Here is a 19,087-nt window from a genome sequence, read left to right on the forward strand (position 1 = left end):
TAACGGTCTTCCGATAGTTACGCTGAGCACGCAAATCCAGCACACGGAGGACCGACGGTGAGCACTGCCGCACGCGCGAAGAAGACCGCACGGGTACTGGGCCGTACGGTCATCGCACTCGCGGCGGTGACAACGTTGGCGTTCTCCGGCTACTTCTGGACCGCTCTGCGCCTGGTGAAGCAGAACACCAACACCACGGAGATCCTCCAAGTGCTGGAGGACATTCCGAACTCGCCGCCCGCCGAGGACGGCGCGATCGACATCCTGCTGGTGGGCAGCGACAGCCGGACGGACGCGCAGGGCAGGCCACTTCCCGCCGACGTGCTGCGCAAGCTGCGCACCGAGGGCACGGACACGGTGAACACGGACACGATCATCGTCATGCGGGTGCCGCGCAACGGCGGCAAGGCGAGCGCGATCTCGATCCCGCGCGACACGTCCGTGCCGATCCCCGGCTTCCGCGAGGACAAGATCAACTCGGCGTACGGCGCGGTGAAGTTCCTCACCGCCGAGCGGCTGCAGGCCGAAGGGGTGAGCGACCAGCAGGAGCGCGAGCGCCGGTCGGACGAGGCCGGGCGCAAGGCGCTGGTGCAGGTGGTGCAGGACCTGACGGGGATGCGCGTCGACCACTACGCGGAGATCAACCTCTACGGGTTCTACCTGCTGACCGAGGTGATCGGCGGCGTGAAGGTGTGCCTGAAGGCGGGCACGTCCGACCCGAACTCCGGCGCGAACTTCCGCGCGGGCGAACAGCTGGTCTCGGGCGGCGACGCGTTGTCGTTCGTGCGGCAGCGGAACATGCCCGGCGGTGACCTGGGTCGCATCGCGCGGCAGCAGGTGTTCATGTCGCAGGCGATGAAGCAACTGCTGTCCGCGGGCACGTTCGCCGACCCGGCGAAGATGAACGGCCTGCTGGACGCGGTGTCCAAGTCCGTCGTCGTGGACCAGAAGCTCGACCTCGCGACGCTCGCGGCGCAGGCGCAGGGCCTCGCGTCGGGCAACGTGGAGTTCGCCACGATCCCGGTGACGAGCATCGACGCGCGCAACGAGCGCGGCCAGAGCGTGGTCACGGTCGACCGGGAGGCGGTGAAGGCGTGGGTCGCGCAGCAGATCGGCGAGACCCCGGCGCCCGCCCCCTCCTCCACGGCACCGTCGTCCGCGACCCCGGCCGCCCCGTCGCGGTTCGGTCCTGAAAAGCTGCTCTCGCTGGACGGCGCGCACGCCGTCCAGGCCCAACAGGATGTGCCCTGCGTCGACTAGGAGTGCCGCGTGAGCGTGACCGAGATCCTCTTCACGCCGTTGCTGAAGGCCGACCCCGGCCGTCCGCTGATCACGCACTTCGACGACGCGGCCGGCACGCGCATGGAGCTGTCCCGCGCCACGACGGCGAACTGGGCGGCGAAGACCGCGAACTGGCTGCGCGACGAGCACGACGTCGAGCCGGGTGACCCGGTGGCGGTGCTGCTGCCCGCGCACTGGCAGACGGCGGGCCTGCTGCTCGGCGCGTGGTGGTGCGGTGCCCACGTGGTCGGTGCGGGCGAGGAGGCCAAGGTCGCCGTCGTCCCGCCCGGCGGCACGGCGGACGCGGACGTCGTGGCCGTCGCCTCGCTGGACGTCTGGGGCCGGGGCTCCGGCGCACCCGTCGACTACATGGACGACGTGCGGGTGCACGGCGACGACTTCACGCCGTGGCAGCCGACGCCCGGCACGACACCGGCGCTGTGCGGGTCCACTGTGGAGGAAGTGGTGGCCGAGGCGCGCGACCTGGGGGCGAAGCTGGGCGCCGACCAGCGCGTGCTGTCCACTGTGGAGTGGAACGTGCCCGCCGGTGTGGTGGAAGGGTTCCTGGCCGTGCTGGCGGCCGGTGGATCGCTGGTGCAGGTGAGCAATCCCGACGCGGGCCTGGTGGCCGCGCGCCGGGAGAGCGAGAAGGTCACGCTGCAGCTGGGTTGAGCACCCTGTTGTTCTTGAACAGCACGCGGTCCAGCGCGTAGGCGCCGCCGTTGAAGCCGAGCGCGAGGGCCGCGGCGCCGAGCACGACGACCAGTTCGGCGCCACCCTCGCCGAGCAGGCCGTTCGGCAGGTGCACGATCAGCCACGCTCCGAGCATGTTGACGGCGAGCAGCACGCCGGCGACCGGCAGCGCGAGACCCGCGATCAGCGCGAGGCCACCGACGAGCTCGACCACCGCGGCGAACCACGCGGACAGCGTCGGCAGCGGCACCCCCATCTTGTCGAACGACGCGGCGGTGCCGGCCATGCCGTACTCGGTGAACTTCTGCCAGCCGTGCGCGACGAAGACGACGCCGACGGCGATGCGCCCGATGAGTGCGGCGATGTCCTTGACCATGTCCGTTGCTCCCCGATCCTGTCGTTCCGCTGAAGGTCGTTCAACCTCGAACCAAAAGTAGTGCAGGTTTGAACGACCTCATGATTTCGACAGGAAGCCAACAGCGACTCCACAGGTTCGCAGGTCGGGCTACCTCCTGAGCCTCAGTCCCGCGCCCTCGGCGTTCGTCAGCGTCACCGCCCCGCCGTCGATCCGGTAGGTGACCTCGCCTCGTCCGAGCGCCGTGAACACCGCGTGCTCCACCGCCATCTCGTCCGGGCCGCACAGCATCAACGTCGAGACCAGGGGTCCGAACGTGATCGTCCGGCCGTCCACCTCCCACCCGTCGGCCGAACCGCTGTTGCAGCCGCCGTGCACGTGGATCCGCCCGTCCTCGAAGGAGATCGTCGCCTTCACCCCGGCCGGCACCGGCGACACGTCGTCGCCCGAGACGAGCCCGTCGACCGTCCACGCACCTTCGAGTTCCCGCATGCCGTTCCTCCTACTTCTGAAGCGTCAAACCGGCGCCGGACGCGTTCGTCAGCGTCAGCGTGCTGCGCTTGATCTCGTGGGTGACCTGCCCGCCCTCGAACGCCGCCCGGACGGCGTTCTCGACCTCGTCCACCGGCCCGCACGACTTCAGCGTCGTCGGCCCCAGCTGCACCTCGAGCACCTGGCCGCGCAGCTCGTACGGCAGGTCGGCGCCGTTGAAGTTGCAGCCGGTGTCGACCTTCATGACGCCGTCGCGGAAGACGAGCGTGGCCTTCGCGCCCTGCGGCACCGACGAGACGGCGTCACGGGTGACGAGTCCGTCGACGGTCCAGGTGCCCTCCAGGGTGGCGGGCTGCTCGGTCGCGAGGACGATCTCCGTGCCGGAACCGGTGACCACGAGGTTCGCGCCGTCGAGCTTCCAGGCGGGCTTCGCGCCGAGCAGGTCCGACAGCCACTGGTCCTGCCGGTGCAGCTCGGGGTCCGGGCAGCCCATCGTGGTGGTGCTGAGCTCCGCCACCGAGAGCTTGCCGTCGTCGAGGCTCACCGGCCCCTGCATCTGGTTGCAGCCCGCCCGGGCGATCAGCCTGCCGTCGCCGGTGAAGCTCAGCTCGACGTTCGTGCCCTCGACCAGGGCTCGGGACTTGCCCTGCTCGGTGACCGACGACGAGACGTAGACCTTGCCCCGCAGGTCCGCGCCCTGACCTGCGGCCCGGTCACCACATCCGGCGACGGCCAGCACCAGGACGGCGAGGGCGATTCGGCTGCTCATGGTTCCAGGACGGAACCGGCACGCTCCGCGGTTGCCCGGGGGTTGACATCGGCACGTCGATGCGGCTTACTTAACCCAGAGGTTAGATAACCAAGTGGTTAGGTACGAGATGGACCAGCTGAGCGCCACCTTCGCCGCACTGGCGGACCCCACCCGCCGGGCGATCCTCGCGCGGCTGACCGAGGGCCCGGCGACGGTGAAGGAGCTCTCCGAGCCGTTCGACATCAGCGGCCCGGCGATCTCCAAGCACCTGCGCGTGCTGGAGAAGGCAGGCCTGATCACCCGCGGCAGGGAGGCCCAGTGGCGCCCCTGCCGGCTCGACGCGACACCGCTGGAGGAAGTCGCCGTGTGGGCTGAGAACTACCGCCGCTTCTGGGATGCGAGCTACGCGCGCCTCGACGCGCTCTTGACCGAGATGAAGGAGAACGAACGATGAGCACCACCAAGTTCGGCACCGAGGTCACCCTGCCGTCCGACACCGAGATCGCGATGACGCGCACGTTCGACGCGCCCGCCGCCCTGGTGTGGAAGGCGTACACCGAACCGGAGCTCCTGCGGCGCTGGCTGCTCGGCCCCGACGGCTGGGAGATGCCGATCTGCGAGATCGACCTCCGCGTCGGCGGCAAGTGGCGCTACGGCTGGGCGTTGCCGGACGGCTCGCAGGCGTTCGAGATGCACGGGGAGTACACCGAGGTGGTGCCGCACTCGCGCATCGCGAACACCGAGATCTTCGAGGACAACCCGCCGGCGCGGACCGTGGTCGAGTTCGTCGAGGAGGGCGGCCGGACGACCATGACGACCACCATGCGGCTCGTGTCGCAGGAGGCGCGTGACGCGGTGCTGGCCACGGGGATGGCCGACGGCGCCGGACGGTCGTACGAGCGGTTGGGCGAGGTCCTGGCCACGCTGTCGTGACCCGCGCGGGGGAACGGTCGACCTGGGACCCGGTGCTCCGCGGCCGGTTGCCGATCGCGGAGCACATCCCCGGTGAGTCCACAGTGGCCGGTGTACCTCCACCGGGGCCGGGCGGAGCGTAGTCACCGGCCGGGGGAACCGGTTCCCCCGGAAGGGGCCACGTCGTGTGATTACGTTGAGGTGCATGGGACGCTTCCTGGTGGCTTTGGCCCTCGCACTCGGCTTCACCGTGTCCGCCCCTCCCCTCGCCGGCGCGGCGGAGCCCACCCGGTGGGAGATCACACCCTGCGCCGCAGGCACCAAAGCCCTGTGGCTGCCGCGCGAGGACAGGGCCGGCACGGACATCAGCTGCACGACTGAGGAAGCACGTGACGCGGCAGTGCTGGCGGCCCGCGACAGCGGCAGCCTCATGCGGATGATGAACGTGGCCATCGCCCTCGCACAGCAAGCGTCCGACAGGTCGTTGACGCCGGAGTCGCCCTGCGTGCCGGGAGCCAAGGGGGCGATCGGCGAGGCGATCGGCACCTGTGTGGCCGCGTAGTCCAAGCCACGCCTCTCCCGGGGGCTTGGTCGCCACGCAGAACCGCGGGCCGGGACATCGAGACCGATCTCCGTCAGCAGATCGACTCCGCTGAGCTGCCGGCCGAAGCCTTGTCCGTCACCACAAAGCCTCCCCACCCCCGGCTTTCCGGATGCACGCGGGGGCCTTTCGTTCGCGTGGCGCGAACGAAAGGCCCCCGCGTGCACTCAGGAGACGTGAAGAGGGTCGCGGTGCGCTCCGCTACCGGAGGTGTCAGCCGTTCAGGACGGCGCGGGACATCACGACGCGCTGGATCTGGTTCGTGCCCTCGTAGATCTGCGTGATCTTCGCGTCGCGCATCATCCGCTCCACCGGGAAGTCGCGCGTGTACCCGGCGCCGCCGAACAGCTGCACGGCGTCGGTCGTGACCTCCATGGCGACGTCCGACGCGAAGCACTTGGCGGCGGCGGTGATGAAGCCGATGTTCGCCTCGCCCCGCTCGGCCTTGGCGGCCGCGACGTAGACCATGTGGCGGGCGGCCTCGATCTTCATGGCCATGTCGGCGAGCATGAACTGCACGCCCTGGAAGTCCGAGATGGACTTGCCGAACTGCTTGCGGTCCTTGACGTACGCGACCGCGGCCTCGAGCGCGCCCTGCGCGATGCCCACGGCCTGCGCACCGATCGTCGGACGCGTGTGGTCCAACGTCTTCAGAGCGGTCTTCAGACCCGTCCCCGGCTCACCGATGATCCGGTTCTCCGGGATCGTGCAGTTCTCGAAGTAGATCTCGCGGGTCGGCGAGCCCTTGATGCCGAGCTTGCGCTCCTTCGGGCCCACCGAGAAGCCGGGGTCGTCCTTGTGCACGACGAACGCCGAGATGCCGGCGGACTTCTTCGCTGCGTTGGGGTCCGTCACGGCCATGACGGTGTACCAGGTGGACTCGCCGGCGTTGGTGATCCAGCACTTGGTGCCGTTGAGCACCCAGTGGTCGCCGTCCAGCACCGCGCGCGTGCGCATCGACGCCGTGTCGGAGCCCGCCTCGCGCTCGGACAGGGCGTAGGAAGCCATGGCCTCGCCCGAGGCGATGGACGGCATGACGAGCTGCTTGAGCTCTTCGGAGGCCGAGAGCAGGATCGGCATCGTGCCGAGCTTGTTCACGGCCGGGATCAGGGAGGACGAGGCGCAGACGCGGGCGACTTCCTCGATGACGATGCAGGTGGCGACGGAGTCGGCGCCCTGGCCGTCGTAGGACTCGGGGACGTGGACGGCCGCGAAGCCCGCCTTGACCAGGGCGTTGTGGGCCTCTACCGGGAAGCGCTCGTTCTCGTCGACCTCGGCCGCGTACGGCTTGATCTCCTTCTCGGCGAGCGAGCGGACGGCCTCTCGCAGCGCCTCGTGCTCCTCGGCGAGCTGATAGGTGCCGAAGCTCGGGTTCACCTTGTTACCTCCCAGTAGCGAGTACTCGGCACGATGTTAGCGCCCGTTCACGTCGAGCGCCGCTGTGCTGTTGAGCACTCAGAGGGACTTCTGCAGAGCCGCGTCCTTGTCTAGTACGAGCTGCTCGAGTTCCGCCTGGAAGCGGGCCATGCGCTGCTGCAGGGCCACGTCGGAGGACGCCAGCATCCGGACGGCCAGCAGGCCCGCGTTGCGGGCGCCGCCCACGGACACCGTCGCCACCGGGACGCCCGCGGGCATCTGCACGATCGAGAGCAACGAGTCCATGCCGTCGAGGTACTTCAGCGGCACGGGGACGCCGATCACCGGGAGCACGGTGGCCGAGGCGACCATGCCGGGGAGGTGGGCGGCACCGCCGGCGCCCGCGATGATCACGCGCAAGCCCCGGCCCGCGGCCGAGTTCGCGTAGTCGAGCATGCGCTGCGGGGTGCGGTGGGCGGAGACGACGCTCACCTCGAACGGCACGTCGAACTCGGCGAGGGCCTCGGTGGCCGCCTTCATCACCGGCCAGTCCGAGTCACTGCCCATGATCACGCCAACCTGAGTCACTCCGCGCTCCGCTCTTCGCCGTGGATGTCGTACCCGTCGGACCAGACGCCCGTGGAGAGCCAGTCCGCGGCCAGGCGGGCGCGGTGGCGGACGTCGGCCATGTCGTTGCCGAGGAACGTCACGTGGCCGACCTTGCGGCCCGGCCGTTCCTCCTTGCCGTAGAGGTGCACGTGCGCGTCCGGGAACCGGGCGAACAGGTGGTGCACGCGCTCGTCCGGCCCCATCGCGGGCGGCTCGGAGGCGCCGAGGACGTTCGCCATCACGACGGCCGGCGCCATCAGGTCGGTGCGGCCCAGCGGGTAGTCGAGGACGGCCCGCAGGTGCTGCTCGAACTGCGAGGTGCGGGCGCCCTCGATCGACCAGTGGCCGGAGTTGTGGGGGCGCATCGCGAGCTCGTTGACGACCACGCCGCCGGCGGTCTCGAACAGCTCGACGGCCAGCACGCCGACGACGCCCAGCGCGTCGGCGACCTTCAGCGCGAGCGCCTGGGCCTCGTCGCCGTCCAGCGCCGGAGCGGGTGCGAGGACCTCGACGCAGATGCCGTCGGACTGCACGGTCTCGACGACCGGCCACGCCGCGCCCTGGCCGAACGGCGAGCGCGCCACGACGGCGGCCAGCTCTCGGCGCATCGGCACGCACTGCTCGACCATCAACGGCGTCCCGGCCTCGAGCAGCTCGGGAACGACCCGCTCGGCGCTCTGCGGGGTGTTCAGCATCCACACGCCACGGCCGTCGTAGCCGCCGCGGACCGCCTTCAACACGCACGGCCAGCCGTGCTCGGCGCCGAACTCCAGCACGTCGCGGACGCCGTGGACCTCGGCGAACGGCGGCACCGGCAACCCCAGCTCCGCGAGCCGCACGCGCATCTTCAGCTTGTCCTGCGCGTACTGCAGCGCATCCGGACCGGGGTGCACCTTCACGCCCTCGGCCACGAGCGCGCGCAGGTGCTCGCCGGGCACGTGCTCGTGGTCGAACGTGACGACCTCGCAGCCCTTCGAGAACGCGCGCAACGCGTCCAGGTCGGTGTGCGTGCCGAGCACCACGTCCCGCGCGACGAGCGCGGCGGGGTCGTTCTCGGAGACGGCGAGCACGCGCAGCGACTGCCCGAGCGGGATCGCGGCCTGGTGCGTCATGCGGGCGAGCTGGCCGCCGCCGATCATTCCGACGACGGGGAGACGGGTGCGAGAGTCCACGGTTCAGGCATTCTACCTGCGGCTTCACTCGGCCTTGGTCGTGGTGGCCTTCTGCGCGTCCTCCCCGCCCGCGGCGGGCTCGGTGAGCACCACGACCGGCGCCTCGGGCGTGATGCGGCGGTGCGAACGGGAGGGCTTCCAGGTCCCGACGCGGCGCAGCCTCCGGAACGCCAGCGCGAACAGTCCGGCGGCGAGCAGCGCGCAGACGCCGAACTCGAAGAACTGGAACAGCCCGATCCGGTCGACCGGCTGGTAGTCGACGTACGTGCCTATCGCGAACTTCTTGCCGCGCATGCAGGTGTCCGCGTCGACCCCCAGACACACCTCCGCCACGGACACGGGTTCCGCGTCGGCACCGACGAAGCCGCCGCCGAGCTCGACGCTGCCGCCGGGCGGCGTCGCGGTCTCCCCCCAGGTGGCGATCAACCGCTTCGGAGGCAGGTAGTGGTCCCGCGCGTACACGGCCAGGAGCACGCGGACGAGCGTGAAGACCACCAGCGTCGCGGCCATCGCCGTCATCACGTGCCGGGACAGCAGGCCGATCAGCACTCCGAGCGCGAACCCGAGGGCCGCGTAGCCGGCCTGCACGAGCGGGGACGACTCGAAGCCCGCCCACCCCCACCCCCGGCCGCCGAAGCCGTTGCCGGCCCCGACCAGCGCACCCAGCGCGACGGCCGGCGATCCGAGCACGAGAGCCTTGCCGCGCAACCACTCCACCGGGGTGACGTCCTGCCCCCACGCGACGAAGAAGGTGCGTTCCTCGAGCTCGCGGGCGATCAGCGGCGCACCCCAGAAGACGCCGACCACACCACCGAACACGAGCTGCGCCATGAGGCCGTAGAAGCCGGCCATCAGCAGCGAGCCCGCCTGGCCGTTCTCCGTCGAGAACAGGGCGGCGGCGGCGAGCAGCCCGAACGCCACGACCCCGATGACGGACCAGCGGTGCTGGCGCCAGGTCAGCCAGGCGAGTGACTCGAGCCTCATGCCGCACGCTCCAGGTGTGCCACGACGAGCTCCTCCAGCGTCACGAACCGCGCGGTCCACGGCTCGTCGATCGGCGTGCCGCCGGAGCGCACGAGGAACGACGACTGCGACTCACCGTGCTTCGCGAGGACCACGGGTCCCTCCACGGGTGGTTTCAAGGCGTGCGGGCCTGTGTAGAGAACGTGTTCTTCGAGCAGCTCGTCGGTGTCCCCGTCGATCAGCACCTTCCCGCCGGACAGCAGGAGCAGCCGGTCGGCGACGCCGCTGATCTCCGCGACGACGTGCGTGGAGAAGACGAGCGTCGTGCCGTTGTCGCTGACCTCGGTCAGCAGCTCGCGCATGACCTTGCGGCGCGCGAGCGGGTCCAGTTCGGACAGCGGTTCGTCCAGCAGCAGCACGTCCGGGCGCGAGCCCAGCGCCAGCGCCAGCGTCACGTGCGTGCGCTGGCCGCCGGACAGGTCCTCCGCCTGGAGCTTGCGCGGGACCTTGAACCTGGTGAGCCACTCGTCGGCGCGCCGGTGGTCCCAGACGTCGTTCATGCGACGCCCGAACTCCAGCACGTCCGCCACCTTGAAGCTGCGGTACATCGGCTTGTGCTGCGGCACGTGGGCCACCCTGCCCGCGATCGAGGTGTGCCCCGACTCCGGCCGCAGGTGCCCTGCCAGCACGTTCAGCAGCGTCGACTTGCCGGAGCCGTTGGCCCCCACCACCGCCGTGACGCTTCCCGGCGGCAGCTCGAACGAGACGTTGCGGACCGCCCACTTCGACAGCCCGGCCGCGACCACGCTCATTGCGCTCCCCCACTCAGCACCTCGCGCAGCAGCGCGTGGATGTCCTCGTCCTCCAACCCGGCGGAGCGTGCCTCCGCGACCCACCCGGCGAGGCTCTCGCGCAGCGGGTCCAGGTCCTCGGGGGCGGCGGACCCCAGGGACGCCTTGACGAAGGTGCCGGAGCCCTGGCGGGCCTCGACGAGGCCGGCGAGCTCCAGCTCGCGGTAGGCCTTGAGCACGGTGTTCGCGTTCACGCCGCTCGTGGCGACGACGTCGCGGACCGTCGGCAGCCGGTCGCCCGGCTTCAGCCAGCCGAGCCTCAGTGCCTCCCTGACCTGCTGCCCGAGCTGCAGGTACGCGGGAAATCCGCTGCCGCGGTCAACGTGGAACTCGACCACGCACGCTCCCAGATTGTTCTAGTTGACTAGGACAATAGAACACTTTCGCGGGCGTTGGGAAGCGGCCCGGTGGGGACACGGGGAGAACCCCCGGGCGCGGGACAGGGGGTGATCAGCGCCCGAGCGAGGTGAGCAGCGCACACGCCTCGGTGTGCGAGTCCGGAAGGCGTTCGATCCAGACCTTCGCGGGTCCGGCCGGCCGGACGTCCGGGTCGTCGGCGAGGCGGTCGGCCGCCAGCACCCGCAGGTTCGACACCTTGCGCGAGAGCAGTTCGTCACGACGGACGAGCACCGCGGCCACGCTCGGCCCGAGGGTTGCCACCGTCTCCCCGTTGTCGAAAACCGTGCGCAGCGCGTCGGACACGAGGGTCATGGCGACGACGCGCGACCAGCCGGAGGCGCGGTGCACGTCGAGGCGCAGCAGCACGAGCACGTAGTCCAGCGGCGCGACCGGTGTCTCCCGGTACACCTCGCCGAGGCGCGTGCGCAGGTAGGCGGAGGTGGCGAGCCCGGTCAGCGGGTCCTCGGCCGCGCAGTCGCCCGCCTGCCTCGTCACGACGTCCGCCCAGCCCAGCGCCGTCATCCGCAGCATCCCCGAAGGGAGCGCGTCGACGTCCGGCGACACCACGTGCGACGAGTCGGTCAGCACGGCGTGCAGCGCGGCCAGGTCGAGCAACGTCTCGCCGAGGCCCGCTCCTGTCTCGGCTCTCGCCCGGCCCAGGCGGACCAGCGCGTCGCCGGGGTCGGCGCCCTCCAGCACCGCCGCGCACACGTCGTCGACCTCGGCGAGCGGCCAGTCCGCGGGGAAAGCCCAGCCTGCGGCCATGGTGGCGGTGCGCCACCTCGACTTCAGGAGGCGTTCCGCTTGTGCGACACCCACCCGGTCTCCTCTCAGCTCACCCGATTCCAGGTGGGAGACGCACCCGTCGCCCGTTCGTGACGCAACCCGCGCGGGGGATTGAGATGACTGCGCAACGCGCCGTAAGTCACACTGAGCGCCGCGAGGAGGGAAACGAAGACTGTGGCGATCGTTCCTGCAGACGTCCAGGAGCCCAGCGACGCGGAACTCATCGAGTCCGTGCGCGGCGGCACCATCGACGCCTACGGCCGGCTGTACGAACGCCACGTCGCGGCGGCCTACAACCTCGCCCGCCAGCTGGCCCGGTCGCAGGCCGAGGCCGACGACCTCGTGTCCGAGGCGTTCGCGAAGGTGCTGGACACGCTCCGCGCCGGCCGCGGCCCCGACTCGGCCTTCCGCGCCTACCTGCTCACGGCCCTGCGCCACACCGCGTACGACAAGACCCGCCGCGACCGGAGGGTCGACCTCACCGAGGACATGACCGAGGTCGCGCCGCCGGTCGCGTTCACCGACACGGCCGTCGCCGGTCTCGAGCGGTCGCTGGCCGCCCGCGCGTTCGCGGCACTGCCGGAGCGCTGGCAGATGGTGCTGTGGCACACCGAGATCGAGGGCCAGTCGCCCGCCGAGGTCGCCCCGCTGCTCGGGATGACGGCCAACGGCGTGTCCGCCCTCGCGTACCGCGCCCGTGAGGGCCTCAAGCAGCAGTACCTGCAGATGCACCTGACCGAGAGCGACGCCGAACGCTGCCGGGCGACGGTCGACCGGCTCGGCGCCTGGACCCGCGGCGGCCTGTCCAAGCGCGAGTCGACCCAGGTCGAGACGCACCTCGACGAGTGCGGCCGGTGCCGGGCGCTCGCCGCCGAGCTCGCGGACGTCAACGGCGCGCTGCGGATCTTCGTCGCCCCGCTGGTGCTGGGCATCGGCGCCACGACGTACCTGGTGGCGGCCGGCACGACCACGGCCGTCGTCGGCGCCGGAGCGACCGCGGGGGGCGCGGGCGCGGCCGGTGCCGCGATCCCCCGCCAGCTCGTCACCGTCGGCGGTTCCGCCGCCGCGGTCGCCGCCGCCGTGGCGATCGCGCTGGCCGCGAGCGGCGGTGAGCAGCAGGTTCCCGCCGTCCAGGCCGTCCCCACGCCCCCGGCGCAGACCCAGGTCCAGACCCAGCGACCGGTGCCGCCGGCACTCGTCCCCCCTGCCCAGCCGCCGGCACCTCCGCCGCCCGCGTCCCAGGAACCCTCGCCGGAGCCGCCACCACCGGCTCCCCCCGCTCCCGCTCCCGCTCCCGAGCCCGAGCCGGCACCCGAGCCGGAACCGGAGCCCGAACCCGCTCCGCCGTCGCTCACGCCGACGACTCCGAGCGGGTACGTGCTGACGCCGGGCGAGGACCCCAAGGACTTCCCGATCACCGTCCGGAACACGGGCGGCACCGCGGCACCGCCCGCGAGCATGGTGCTGACCCTGCCGCCGGGCGTGGTCTCGACCGGCGGGGCGTCGTCGTTCACCGCCAGGGTGCTGCAGCCGGACGGCTCGGCCGAGCAGAACGTCACCTGCCCGGCCGGCACGGGCATGATCACGTGCGCGACCCCGCGGGGCATCGCGCCCGGCGGCCAGGCCACGTTCCTGTTCCGGCTGCGCGCGACCGACGCCGCCGTTCCCGGCACGATCACGGGCACCATCAGCGCGGGCGCGTCGATCTCGGTCGACGTCAGCGTCGCGGTCGACGTGCCGCCGGTGAACGACGACATCGACCTCACCGTGTCGACGTGGCAGCAGTTCCACTGGGACCCGCGCGTGGACGTGCAGGTCCGCAACAAGGGCCCGCGCGCCGGCACGCTGAAGCTCGACGTGTCGGCGTCGGAGAACGTCGTGCTCTTCACGGCGTACCCGGAATGCCGGCGCACGGACAAGAACTCGATCCGCTGCGTCGCCGACCTCGACAAGGGCGGCAAGTTCCGGATGTCGCTGTGGGTGTTCGGGCGGCCGCACCGCGGCGGCGAGATCACCGTCAGGGCCGCGCTGGGCACCGCGGCGAAGTCCGTCACCGTGCCGGTGAAGGGCTGGCCGTGGCACCCGCCGGTCGCCGAAGAGCCGGAGCCGCCGACGTCGACCACGGTCCCGCCGACGACCACGCGGCCCACGCGCCCCACCGAGCCCACCAGGCCGACGAAGCCCGCCGAGCCGAAGGCCCCGGAGTCGCCGACCGTGCCGGTGGCGCCGGTCGACCCGGTCGAGCCCTCGGCGCCGGTGGTCCCGACGCTGCCGTCGCTGCCGGTCGAGCCGACGCCGACGCCGCCGCCCTCCACCCCGCCGCCGACGACCACGCCGCCGGGTCCCGAGCCGTGCGGGCCGCCCGGCCTGGTCCCGGGGCTGATCGGCGGCATCATCGGGTGGCCGGACTGCGCACCGCCGCGGGACTGAGCAGTTGTTGATCTTCGGCCGTCACCGAACGTGCAGGTGGCGTGCCTCTGAGTGGCGGAAGGTAACACCCGAGGGCAGGCGCCGTTACCTTGATCCGTAAGCTGGCGCGGTGCTGCCAGTCGTTCGCCGCGCCATGAGCCGGCTGCCGGAACCGCTCCAGTTCCTGTTGCACAAGCACCGCGAGCTGATCCGCTTCGCCCTGGTCGGCGGCACGACGTTCCTCATCGACAACGGCGTCTGGTACGCGCTCAAGCTCACCGTGCTGACCGACAAGGTCGTCACGGCGAAGGTCATCGGCGTCCTGGTGGCGATCATCGCCTCGTACGTGCTCTCGCGCGAGTGGTCGTTCCACACCCGCGGTGGCCGCGAACGCCACCACGAAGCCGCGCTGTTCTTCCTGGTCAGCGGCATCGGCGTCGGCATCAACATCCTGCCGCTGTGGCTGTCGCGGCACCTGTTCGGCCTGCAGGCCCCGTTCGTCGCGGCCATGACCGAGGAGATCGCGGACTTCGTCTCGGGCTCGATCATCGGCATGCTGCTCGCCACCGGCTTCAAGTTCTGGGCCATGCGCCGCTGGGTCTTCCCGGACGCCGGAGCCCGACCTGACCGGCGCGTTCACCCGATCTCCGTAGACTCGCCCCGTGTCCCTAGCCGAAACAGTGGTCTCCCGGTTCCCGGAGCCGATCCGGTCGATCGCGCTGAAGCATCGTGAGCTGGTGAAGTTCGCCCTCGTCGGGGGCACGTGCTTCGTGATCGACACGGTCCTGTTCTTCGGGATCAAGACGGTCGTGCTGCCGAACAACCCGGTGACGGCGAAGATCATCGCCACCCTGGTCGCCACGATCGTGTCGTACGTCCTGAACAGGGAGTGGTCGTTCCGCACCCGCGGTGGCCGTGAGCGCCACCACGAGGCCGCGCTGTTCTTCTTGGTCAACGGCATCGGCATCGTGCTGAACTCGGCGCCGCTCTACATCGCGCGGTACGCGTTCCACCTGCAGGAGCCGCACGTGTCGCGCCTCACCGAGGAGATCTCGGACTTCCTGAGCGCGCAGATCGTCGGCACGCTCGTCGCGATGGCCTTCCGCTGGTACGGCTACAAGAACTGGGTGTTCCCCGAGGAGAACGCCCGAGGCGCCAAGCGGTCGATCGAGGACGAGAAGGAACTCGGCCACTCCTAGTCGCGCGTCGCCGCACCACTACCGCGGGGTGGTCGGCGTCTTCCAGGGGATCCCCACCACGTCCTGGGCCTTCGGCACCGGCAGGAACACGGCGAACGTCGCCGGCCGCGCCGTCGAGAGTTCGAGCCTGCCGCCGTCCGCGTCCACCAGCGCACGGGCGAGCGCCAGCCCCACACCGGTCGAGCCGCCGCCGGAGACGCCGCGCTCGAAGATGTGCGCCGCAAGCTCGTCCGGCACGCCGGCACCGCCGTCGCTGACCTCGACCACGACCGTGCCGTCCTCGCCGCGGGCGGAGACGACGACCGAGCCCTCGCCGTGGCGCAGGGCGTTGTCGAGCAGCACGCCGATGGCCTCGCGCAGGCGGGCCGGGGTCGCGCGGGCCAGCAGGCCGTCCGGCACCCGCACGCGCAGCGCCCGGCCCTGGCTCTTGACCTGTTCGCGCCACTCCTCGGCGATCGCGGTCAGCGCGGGCCGCATCTCCAGCGGCTCGGCGCCCACGGCCCTGGCCGCGCGGGCGGCGGCGAGGAGCTCGTCCAGCACCGCGGCGAGGCGTTCGGCCTGTTCCAGCGCGGCACGGGCCTCGGCGGCCGTGTCGGGTTCGGGGTGCTCCGCCAGGGCCTCCAACCGCAGCTGCAGGGCCGTGAGCCGGCTGCGGAGCTGGTGGGAGACGTCGCCGACCAGCTCGCGTTCGCGCTGCACCAGGCGGGCGAGCGCGGTGGCCGAGGTGTCGAGCGCCTCGGAGACCGCGTCCAGCTCGGGGATGTCGTAGCGCTTGTCGTCCGCGCGGAAGTCGCCGGCGCCCAGGCGGGACGCGCGGGCGGCGACGTGGCCGAGCGGCCGGGCAAGCGTTTGCGCCGTCACCAGGGCGACGACCGTGCCGGTGCCCACCGAGAGCGCGAGCAGGAGCAGCACGAGGCCCGCCACCTGAGCCTGGCTGGTGTGCATCGGCCCGGAGGGGACCTCCAGCCGGACGCTGCCCTGCTGCGCTATCGGCAGCTCGACGGTCAGCGGGTTGTCGCCCGGCGAGGGACCGGTGGTGCTGGTGACGCCTCCCGACACGACCGTGAGGCGGCCGTCCGTCGGTATGGCGATCTTCACCGCCTCGACGTCGATGCTCTGCCGGTTCGCGATCTGGTCGTCGAGGGTCGTCGCGATGCGCTGGGCCCGTTCGGTGAGGTCGCCGCGGGCGGTGTCCTCGACGAGCTGCAGCGCGGTGTAGCCGAGCGGGATGCCGAGCACGAAGCCCGTGACGGCGACGGCGAGCAGGATGGCCCGCAGGATCCGGCGGCGCATCAGTCGGCGTTGAAGCGGAAGCCGCGGCCGCGCACGGTCGCGATGCGCTTCTCGGAGGAGTTCGGGGTGCCGTCGCTGAGCTTCCGGCGCAACCACGACATGTGCATGTCGAGCGTCTTGCTGCCCTTGAGGTCCGGGTCGTTCCAGACCTCGGAGAGGATCTCGTCGCGGCTCACGACCTGCCCCGCGCGCTGGATCAGCACCTTGAGCAGCTCGAACTCCTTGTTCGCCAGCTGGATCTCGCTGCCGTCGACCGTGACGCGGCGGGCGGCCAGGTCGACGCGCACGCCGTTGACCTCGAGCGTGCCGGGCGCCCGGCGGCGCAGCAGGGCGCGGATGCGGGCCATCAGCTCGGCGAGCCGGAACGGCTTGGCGACGTAGTCGTCCGCCCCGGCGTCGAGCCCGACCACGAAGTCGACCTCGTCGGCACGGGCGGTGAGCATCAGCACGGGAATGCCCCTGCCGCTCTGCCGGAGCCTGCGGCAGACCTCCAGCCCGTCCATCTCCGGCAGGCCGAGGTCCAGCACCAGGAGGTCGACGCCCCCGGTGACGGCGGCCTCGAAGGCGCTCGGCCCGTCCCCGACGACCTGCACCGAATACCCCTCCCGCGTCAACGCGCGGGAGAGGGGTTCCGCGATGGCCGGGTCGTCCTCGGCCAGCAACACCACGCTCACGGCACCAGCGTATTCGTGGAACGATCGCCGCGTGTCACGCCACGATGCTGATCTCGAACTCGCCCTCCGCCTCGCCGACGCCGCCGACGCGATCACCGCGACCCGCTTCCGCGCCCACGACCTCGCCGTCGAGCGCAAGCCGGACCGCACACCCGTCACCGATGCCGATGTCGCCGTCGAGGACGCGGTCCGGGCCGTGCTGGCCTCCGAACGCCCCGACGACGTCATCATGGGCGAGGAGCGCGGCGGCACGCTGGACGCGGCACGCGTCTGGGTGCTCGACCCGATCGACGGCACCAAGAACTTCCTGCGCGGTGTGCCGATCTGGGCGACGCTGATCGCCCTGGTCGTCGACGGCACGCCGGTCGTGGGCGTCGTGTCCGCGCCCGCGCTGGGTCGCCGTTGGTGGGCTGCCACCGGCGCCGGCGCCTACGCGTCGGACGCCTCCGGTGAGCGCGCCATCTCCGTGTCGGGGGTGCGTTCCCTCGAAGACGCCTACGTGTCCACAACGGACATCAAGTCGTGGGTCGAGCACCACTCCCGCGAGGCGTACCTGCGCCTGGTGGACGCGACGTGGGAGAGCCGCGCGTTCGGCGACTTCTACCAGCACTGCCTGGTCGCCGAGGGTGCCGTCGACCTCGCGCCCGAGTGCGTCGCGAACCCGTGGGACATCGCCCCGTTCCAGGTCCTGGTCCCGGAGGCAGGTGGCCGTTTCACCTCGCTCGACGGCGAGGAGCGCTACGACGGCGGCAGCGTGCTGACGTCGAACGGCCACCTGCACGAGGAAGCGCTCAAGCTGTTGGCGCGGTGAGACTTCCGCGCGCGACCTGGGCCCAGGCCAGCCGTCCGAAGAGGTAGTGGCACGCCACGCTCTCGTCGTCGAACCGGGCCCAGTCGTAGCGGTTGCCCTGCTCCTGCCAGAAGACCTCGTGGCCCTTGCCGTCGTCGTCGGTGAGCAGGCACCAGCGCTGGTCCGCCTCCTCGCCGATGCTGACGACGTCGTCCGGCACGCCGATCCTGGTCAGCCACTCGGGCAGCGACTCGACGTTCATGCGGTGATCTCCGTGAGGTAGCCGAGCGCGACGAGGTCCGCGACCGGGTGGGTGGTGCGGTAACGGCTTGCGCCGCCGGGCTGCCCGAACCAGGGCGCGCTGATCGTGCGGTGGACCGGCAGGTCCTTGCAGACCCGGTACCGGCGGTAGCCCTCGTCCGCCGCCTGCGGGGGCAGCGAGCGCTCCCGGAACGGCGTGCCGGCCGTGCTCAGGACGCGGCCCTCCGGGGTGCCGAACCGGTCGATCTCGGCGCCCGCCTTCAGCACCTCGGGCTGGCTGTCCTCGTAGCCGCCCTCTCGTTCGACGGGCCAGCGCGGGGTGCCGTCCTCGTTCAGGAACAGGCTGTCCCAGTCGCGTTCGTGCATGCCCGCGAGCGGGTCGTGGTCCTTCAGCAGTTCCCGCACGACCGGGTGGTCCCGGCGCAGCCCCTCGGACGGTGCCGACGGCTGGGGCGCGGACGTGCCGACCAGGTTCGCCCGCGGGTGGTCGCCGGGCGCGAACCTCGGCACGACCCGCTCCTGCTCCTGCGGCGGGGGCGGGAGCTGGCGGGCGGGCTTCGGCGCGCGGCGCGGTGCCTGCCCGGCGCTGAGGAAGATCGCCATGAACCAGCTGCCCGCGGCCGCGGCGGTGTAGGTGTGCCGGAGGACGTCTCCCGCCAGACCGGCGTCGGCCAGCGCCTGGTTCTGCTGGCCTTCGAGCCGGTCGGTGAGGGCGCTCGGCCGCGCACCGCCGAGGTCGGCGCCCGCCGGACCGAGGTCGACGCCCGCGAGCGGAACCGCGGGCGTGGCGATGGTGTCGCCGAGCTTCTGCGGTGCGGACGCCGAGCCGCCGGTGCCGAAGTCGCCCGCTTCGGCGTCCCGGTGCAGCGCGTCCTTCCACGGGTCCTTGTGGGCGTCCTTGGCGAGGCCTTCCTTGCCGGACACCTGGCCCTGCTGACCGTGCTGGGCCTGGCCGGGAGCCTGGCCGCCCTGCCCCTGGGCAGGCGCCTGCACCTGGCTCGCGGTCTGACCCGGCAGCGCGCCGCCCGCCTGGCCACCCGGCGCCGGTGCGGCACCGGGCAGGCCCGTCTTGGCCGCCGAGGACGCCGGAGCGCCCGGCTTCGCCTCGCCCGCCTTGGCCTCACCGGCCTTGGCCTCACCGGCCTTGACCTCGCCGGCCTTCGCCTCCGCGGCCTTGGCGGCCTGCTGCGCCTGCTGGCCCTGGGCGGTCTGACCGGGCTGCGCACCGGCCTGCTGACCG

General features: G+C 71.7%; 23 protein-coding genes. 9 read left to right on the forward strand and 14 right to left on the reverse strand.

The annotated features are described in order from the left end of the window. Positions 1–57: 57 nt before the first annotated feature. Together L6E10_RS22150 and L6E10_RS22155 are read left to right on the forward strand one after the other, a co-directional pair. Positions 58–1,260, forward strand: coding sequence for an LCP family protein (locus L6E10_RS22150; protein WP_236221449.1), 1,203 nt, complete (start codon positions 58–60; stop codon positions 1,258–1,260). A 9-nt stretch (positions 1,261–1,269) separates the two neighbouring features. Beyond that, complete coding sequence (locus L6E10_RS22155; RefSeq protein ID WP_236221450.1) at positions 1,270–1,953, forward strand: TIGR03089 family protein; 684 nt, start codon at positions 1,270–1,272, stop codon at positions 1,951–1,953. Here the strand turns inward: L6E10_RS22155 and L6E10_RS22160 are convergent. From L6E10_RS22160 to L6E10_RS22170, 3 genes are all read right to left on the reverse strand, one after another. Then, positions 1,934–2,350 (reverse strand): DoxX family protein, encoded by a 417-nt coding sequence (locus L6E10_RS22160; protein WP_236221451.1) that lies wholly within the window; start codon positions 2,348–2,350, stop codon positions 1,934–1,936. The two genes, L6E10_RS22155 and L6E10_RS22160, sit on opposite strands and share 20 nt — an antisense overlap. A gap of 129 nt (positions 2,351–2,479) precedes the next feature. Beyond that, positions 2,480–2,821, reverse strand: a complete 342-nt coding sequence (locus tag L6E10_RS22165) for an META domain-containing protein (RefSeq protein WP_236221452.1) — start codon at positions 2,819–2,821, stop codon at positions 2,480–2,482. Between the two features lie 10 nt (positions 2,822–2,831). After that, on the reverse strand, positions 2,832–3,590 hold the full coding sequence (locus L6E10_RS22170; protein WP_236221453.1) for an META domain-containing protein: 759 nt from the start codon (positions 3,588–3,590) through the stop codon (positions 2,832–2,834). A 109-nt stretch (positions 3,591–3,699) separates the two neighbouring features. Here L6E10_RS22170 and L6E10_RS22175 point away from each other — a divergent pair, with 109 nt between their 5' ends. The 3 genes from L6E10_RS22175 (at position 3,700) to L6E10_RS22185 (ending at position 5,046) form a co-directional block, all read left to right on the forward strand. Next, entirely contained in the window at positions 3,700–4,026 is a 327-nt protein-coding gene (locus L6E10_RS22175) for a helix-turn-helix transcriptional regulator (protein WP_236221470.1), read from the forward strand. After that, complete coding sequence (locus L6E10_RS22180) at positions 4,023–4,505, forward strand: SRPBCC domain-containing protein (RefSeq protein ID WP_236221454.1); 483 nt, start codon at positions 4,023–4,025, stop codon at positions 4,503–4,505. The genes L6E10_RS22175 and L6E10_RS22180 overlap by 4 nt, the downstream gene beginning before the upstream one ends. Before the next feature lie 184 nt (positions 4,506–4,689). After that, a complete protein-coding gene (locus L6E10_RS22185; protein WP_236221455.1) occupies positions 4,690–5,046 on the forward strand; it encodes a hypothetical protein in 357 nt (118 codons plus the stop codon). Positions 5,047–5,298: 252 nt separating this feature from the next. Here L6E10_RS22185 and L6E10_RS22190 read toward each other — a convergent pair whose 3' ends face one another. From L6E10_RS22190 to L6E10_RS22220, 7 genes are all read right to left on the reverse strand, one after another. Further along, positions 5,299–6,462 carry an acyl-CoA dehydrogenase gene (locus L6E10_RS22190; RefSeq protein WP_236221456.1) on the reverse strand — a complete coding sequence of 388 codons (1,164 nt, stop codon included), beginning with the start codon at positions 6,460–6,462 and terminating at the stop codon, positions 5,299–5,301. Positions 6,463–6,540: 78 nt separating this feature from the next. Then, positions 6,541–7,029, reverse strand: a complete 489-nt coding sequence (gene purE, locus L6E10_RS22195; RefSeq protein ID WP_308102846.1) for a 5-(carboxyamino)imidazole ribonucleotide mutase — start codon at positions 7,027–7,029, stop codon at positions 6,541–6,543. Beyond that, entirely contained in the window at positions 7,026–8,222 is a 1,197-nt protein-coding gene (locus L6E10_RS22200) for a 5-(carboxyamino)imidazole ribonucleotide synthase (protein ID WP_236221457.1), read from the reverse strand. Before L6E10_RS22200 ends, purE begins: the two co-directional genes overlap by 4 nt. 24 nt (positions 8,223–8,246) lie before the next feature. Then, entirely contained in the window at positions 8,247–9,206 is a 960-nt protein-coding gene (locus tag L6E10_RS22205) for a hypothetical protein (protein ID WP_236221458.1), read from the reverse strand. Further along, a complete protein-coding gene (locus L6E10_RS22210) occupies positions 9,203–9,997 on the reverse strand; it encodes an ABC transporter ATP-binding protein (RefSeq protein WP_236221459.1) in 795 nt (264 codons plus the stop codon). The genes L6E10_RS22205 and L6E10_RS22210 overlap by 4 nt, the downstream gene beginning before the upstream one ends. Next, on the reverse strand, positions 9,994–10,374 hold the full coding sequence (locus L6E10_RS22215) for a GntR family transcriptional regulator (protein ID WP_236221460.1): 381 nt from the start codon (positions 10,372–10,374) through the stop codon (positions 9,994–9,996). Before L6E10_RS22215 ends, L6E10_RS22210 begins: the two co-directional genes overlap by 4 nt. 112 nt (positions 10,375–10,486) lie before the next feature. After that, the gene (locus tag L6E10_RS22220; RefSeq protein ID WP_236221461.1) at positions 10,487–11,254 is read right to left on the reverse strand and encodes a GGDEF domain-containing protein; all 768 of its coding nucleotides are present in this window, start codon (positions 11,252–11,254) and stop codon (positions 10,487–10,489) included. A gap of 141 nt (positions 11,255–11,395) precedes the next feature. Here L6E10_RS22220 and L6E10_RS22225 point away from each other — a divergent pair, with 141 nt between their 5' ends. From L6E10_RS22225 to L6E10_RS22235, 3 genes are all read left to right on the forward strand, one after another. Then, positions 11,396–13,651, forward strand: a complete 2,256-nt coding sequence (locus L6E10_RS22225; RefSeq protein WP_236221462.1) for a sigma-70 family RNA polymerase sigma factor — start codon at positions 11,396–11,398, stop codon at positions 13,649–13,651. A gap of 112 nt (positions 13,652–13,763) precedes the next feature. Beyond that, entirely contained in the window at positions 13,764–14,363 is a 600-nt protein-coding gene (locus L6E10_RS22230) for a GtrA family protein (protein WP_374237253.1), read from the forward strand. Continuing rightward, positions 14,293–14,829 carry a GtrA family protein gene (locus tag L6E10_RS22235; RefSeq protein ID WP_236221463.1) on the forward strand — a complete coding sequence of 179 codons (537 nt, stop codon included), beginning with the start codon at positions 14,293–14,295 and terminating at the stop codon, positions 14,827–14,829. The genes L6E10_RS22230 and L6E10_RS22235 overlap by 71 nt, the downstream gene beginning before the upstream one ends. Positions 14,830–14,847: 18 nt before the next feature. On the opposite strand, the gene L6E10_RS22240 is transcribed toward L6E10_RS22235, so the two are convergent. After that, positions 14,848–16,122 carry an ATP-binding protein gene (locus L6E10_RS22240; protein WP_236221464.1) on the reverse strand — a complete coding sequence of 425 codons (1,275 nt, stop codon included), beginning with the start codon at positions 16,120–16,122 and terminating at the stop codon, positions 14,848–14,850. Further along, positions 16,122–16,796, reverse strand: coding sequence for a response regulator transcription factor (locus L6E10_RS22245; RefSeq protein WP_236221465.1), 675 nt, complete (start codon positions 16,794–16,796; stop codon positions 16,122–16,124). The genes L6E10_RS22240 and L6E10_RS22245 overlap by 1 nt, the downstream gene beginning before the upstream one ends. A 31-nt stretch (positions 16,797–16,827) precedes the next feature. On the opposite strand from L6E10_RS22245, the gene hisN reads away from it, so the two are divergent. Further along, positions 16,828–17,607 carry a histidinol-phosphatase gene (hisN, locus tag L6E10_RS22250; RefSeq protein ID WP_236221466.1) on the forward strand — a complete coding sequence of 260 codons (780 nt, stop codon included), beginning with the start codon at positions 16,828–16,830 and terminating at the stop codon, positions 17,605–17,607. Here hisN and L6E10_RS22255 read toward each other — a convergent pair. Together L6E10_RS22255 and L6E10_RS22260 are read right to left on the reverse strand one after the other, a co-directional pair. After that, positions 17,588–17,848, reverse strand: coding sequence for a hypothetical protein (locus L6E10_RS22255; protein ID WP_236221467.1), 261 nt, complete (start codon positions 17,846–17,848; stop codon positions 17,588–17,590). The genes hisN and L6E10_RS22255 overlap by 20 nt on opposite strands. Continuing rightward, a partial coding sequence (locus tag L6E10_RS22260) for a glycohydrolase toxin TNT-related protein (RefSeq protein ID WP_236221468.1) occupies positions 17,845–19,087 on the reverse strand: 1,243 nt, incomplete at its 5' end. The genes L6E10_RS22255 and L6E10_RS22260, both read right to left, overlap by 4 nt.

It is taken from the genome of Lentzea sp. CC55, from assembly GCF_021056325.1.
Taxonomy (GTDB): domain Bacteria; phylum Actinomycetota; class Actinomycetes; order Mycobacteriales; family Pseudonocardiaceae; genus Lentzea; species Lentzea jiangxiensis.

What these genes read in the sequence shown, in the direction of transcription:
- L6E10_RS22160 (WP_236221451.1), bottom strand. Translation starts at nt 2,350, where the DNA reads ATGGTCAAGGACATCGCCGCACTCATCGGGCGCATCGCCGTCGGCGTC.
- L6E10_RS22165 (WP_236221452.1), bottom strand. Translation starts at nt 2,821, where the DNA reads ATGCGGGAACTCGAAGGTGCGTGGACGGTCGACGGGCTCGTCTCGGGC.
- L6E10_RS22170 (WP_236221453.1), bottom strand. Translation starts at nt 3,590, where the DNA reads ATGAGCAGCCGAATCGCCCTCGCCGTCCTGGTGCTGGCCGTCGCCGGA.
- L6E10_RS22175 (WP_236221470.1), top strand. Translation starts at nt 3,700, where the DNA reads ATGGACCAGCTGAGCGCCACCTTCGCCGCACTGGCGGACCCCACCCGC.
- L6E10_RS22180 (WP_236221454.1), top strand. Translation starts at nt 4,023, where the DNA reads ATGAGCACCACCAAGTTCGGCACCGAGGTCACCCTGCCGTCCGACACC.
- L6E10_RS22185 (WP_236221455.1), top strand. Translation starts at nt 4,690, where the DNA reads ATGGGACGCTTCCTGGTGGCTTTGGCCCTCGCACTCGGCTTCACCGTG.
- L6E10_RS22205 (WP_236221458.1), bottom strand. Translation starts at nt 9,206, where the DNA reads ATGAGGCTCGAGTCACTCGCCTGGCTGACCTGGCGCCAGCACCGCTGG.
- L6E10_RS22210 (WP_236221459.1), bottom strand. Translation starts at nt 9,997, where the DNA reads ATGAGCGTGGTCGCGGCCGGGCTGTCGAAGTGGGCGGTCCGCAACGTC.
- L6E10_RS22240 (WP_236221464.1), bottom strand. Translation starts at nt 16,122, where the DNA reads ATGCGCCGCCGGATCCTGCGGGCCATCCTGCTCGCCGTCGCCGTCACG.
- L6E10_RS22255 (WP_236221467.1), bottom strand. Translation starts at nt 17,848, where the DNA reads ATGAACGTCGAGTCGCTGCCCGAGTGGCTGACCAGGATCGGCGTGCCG.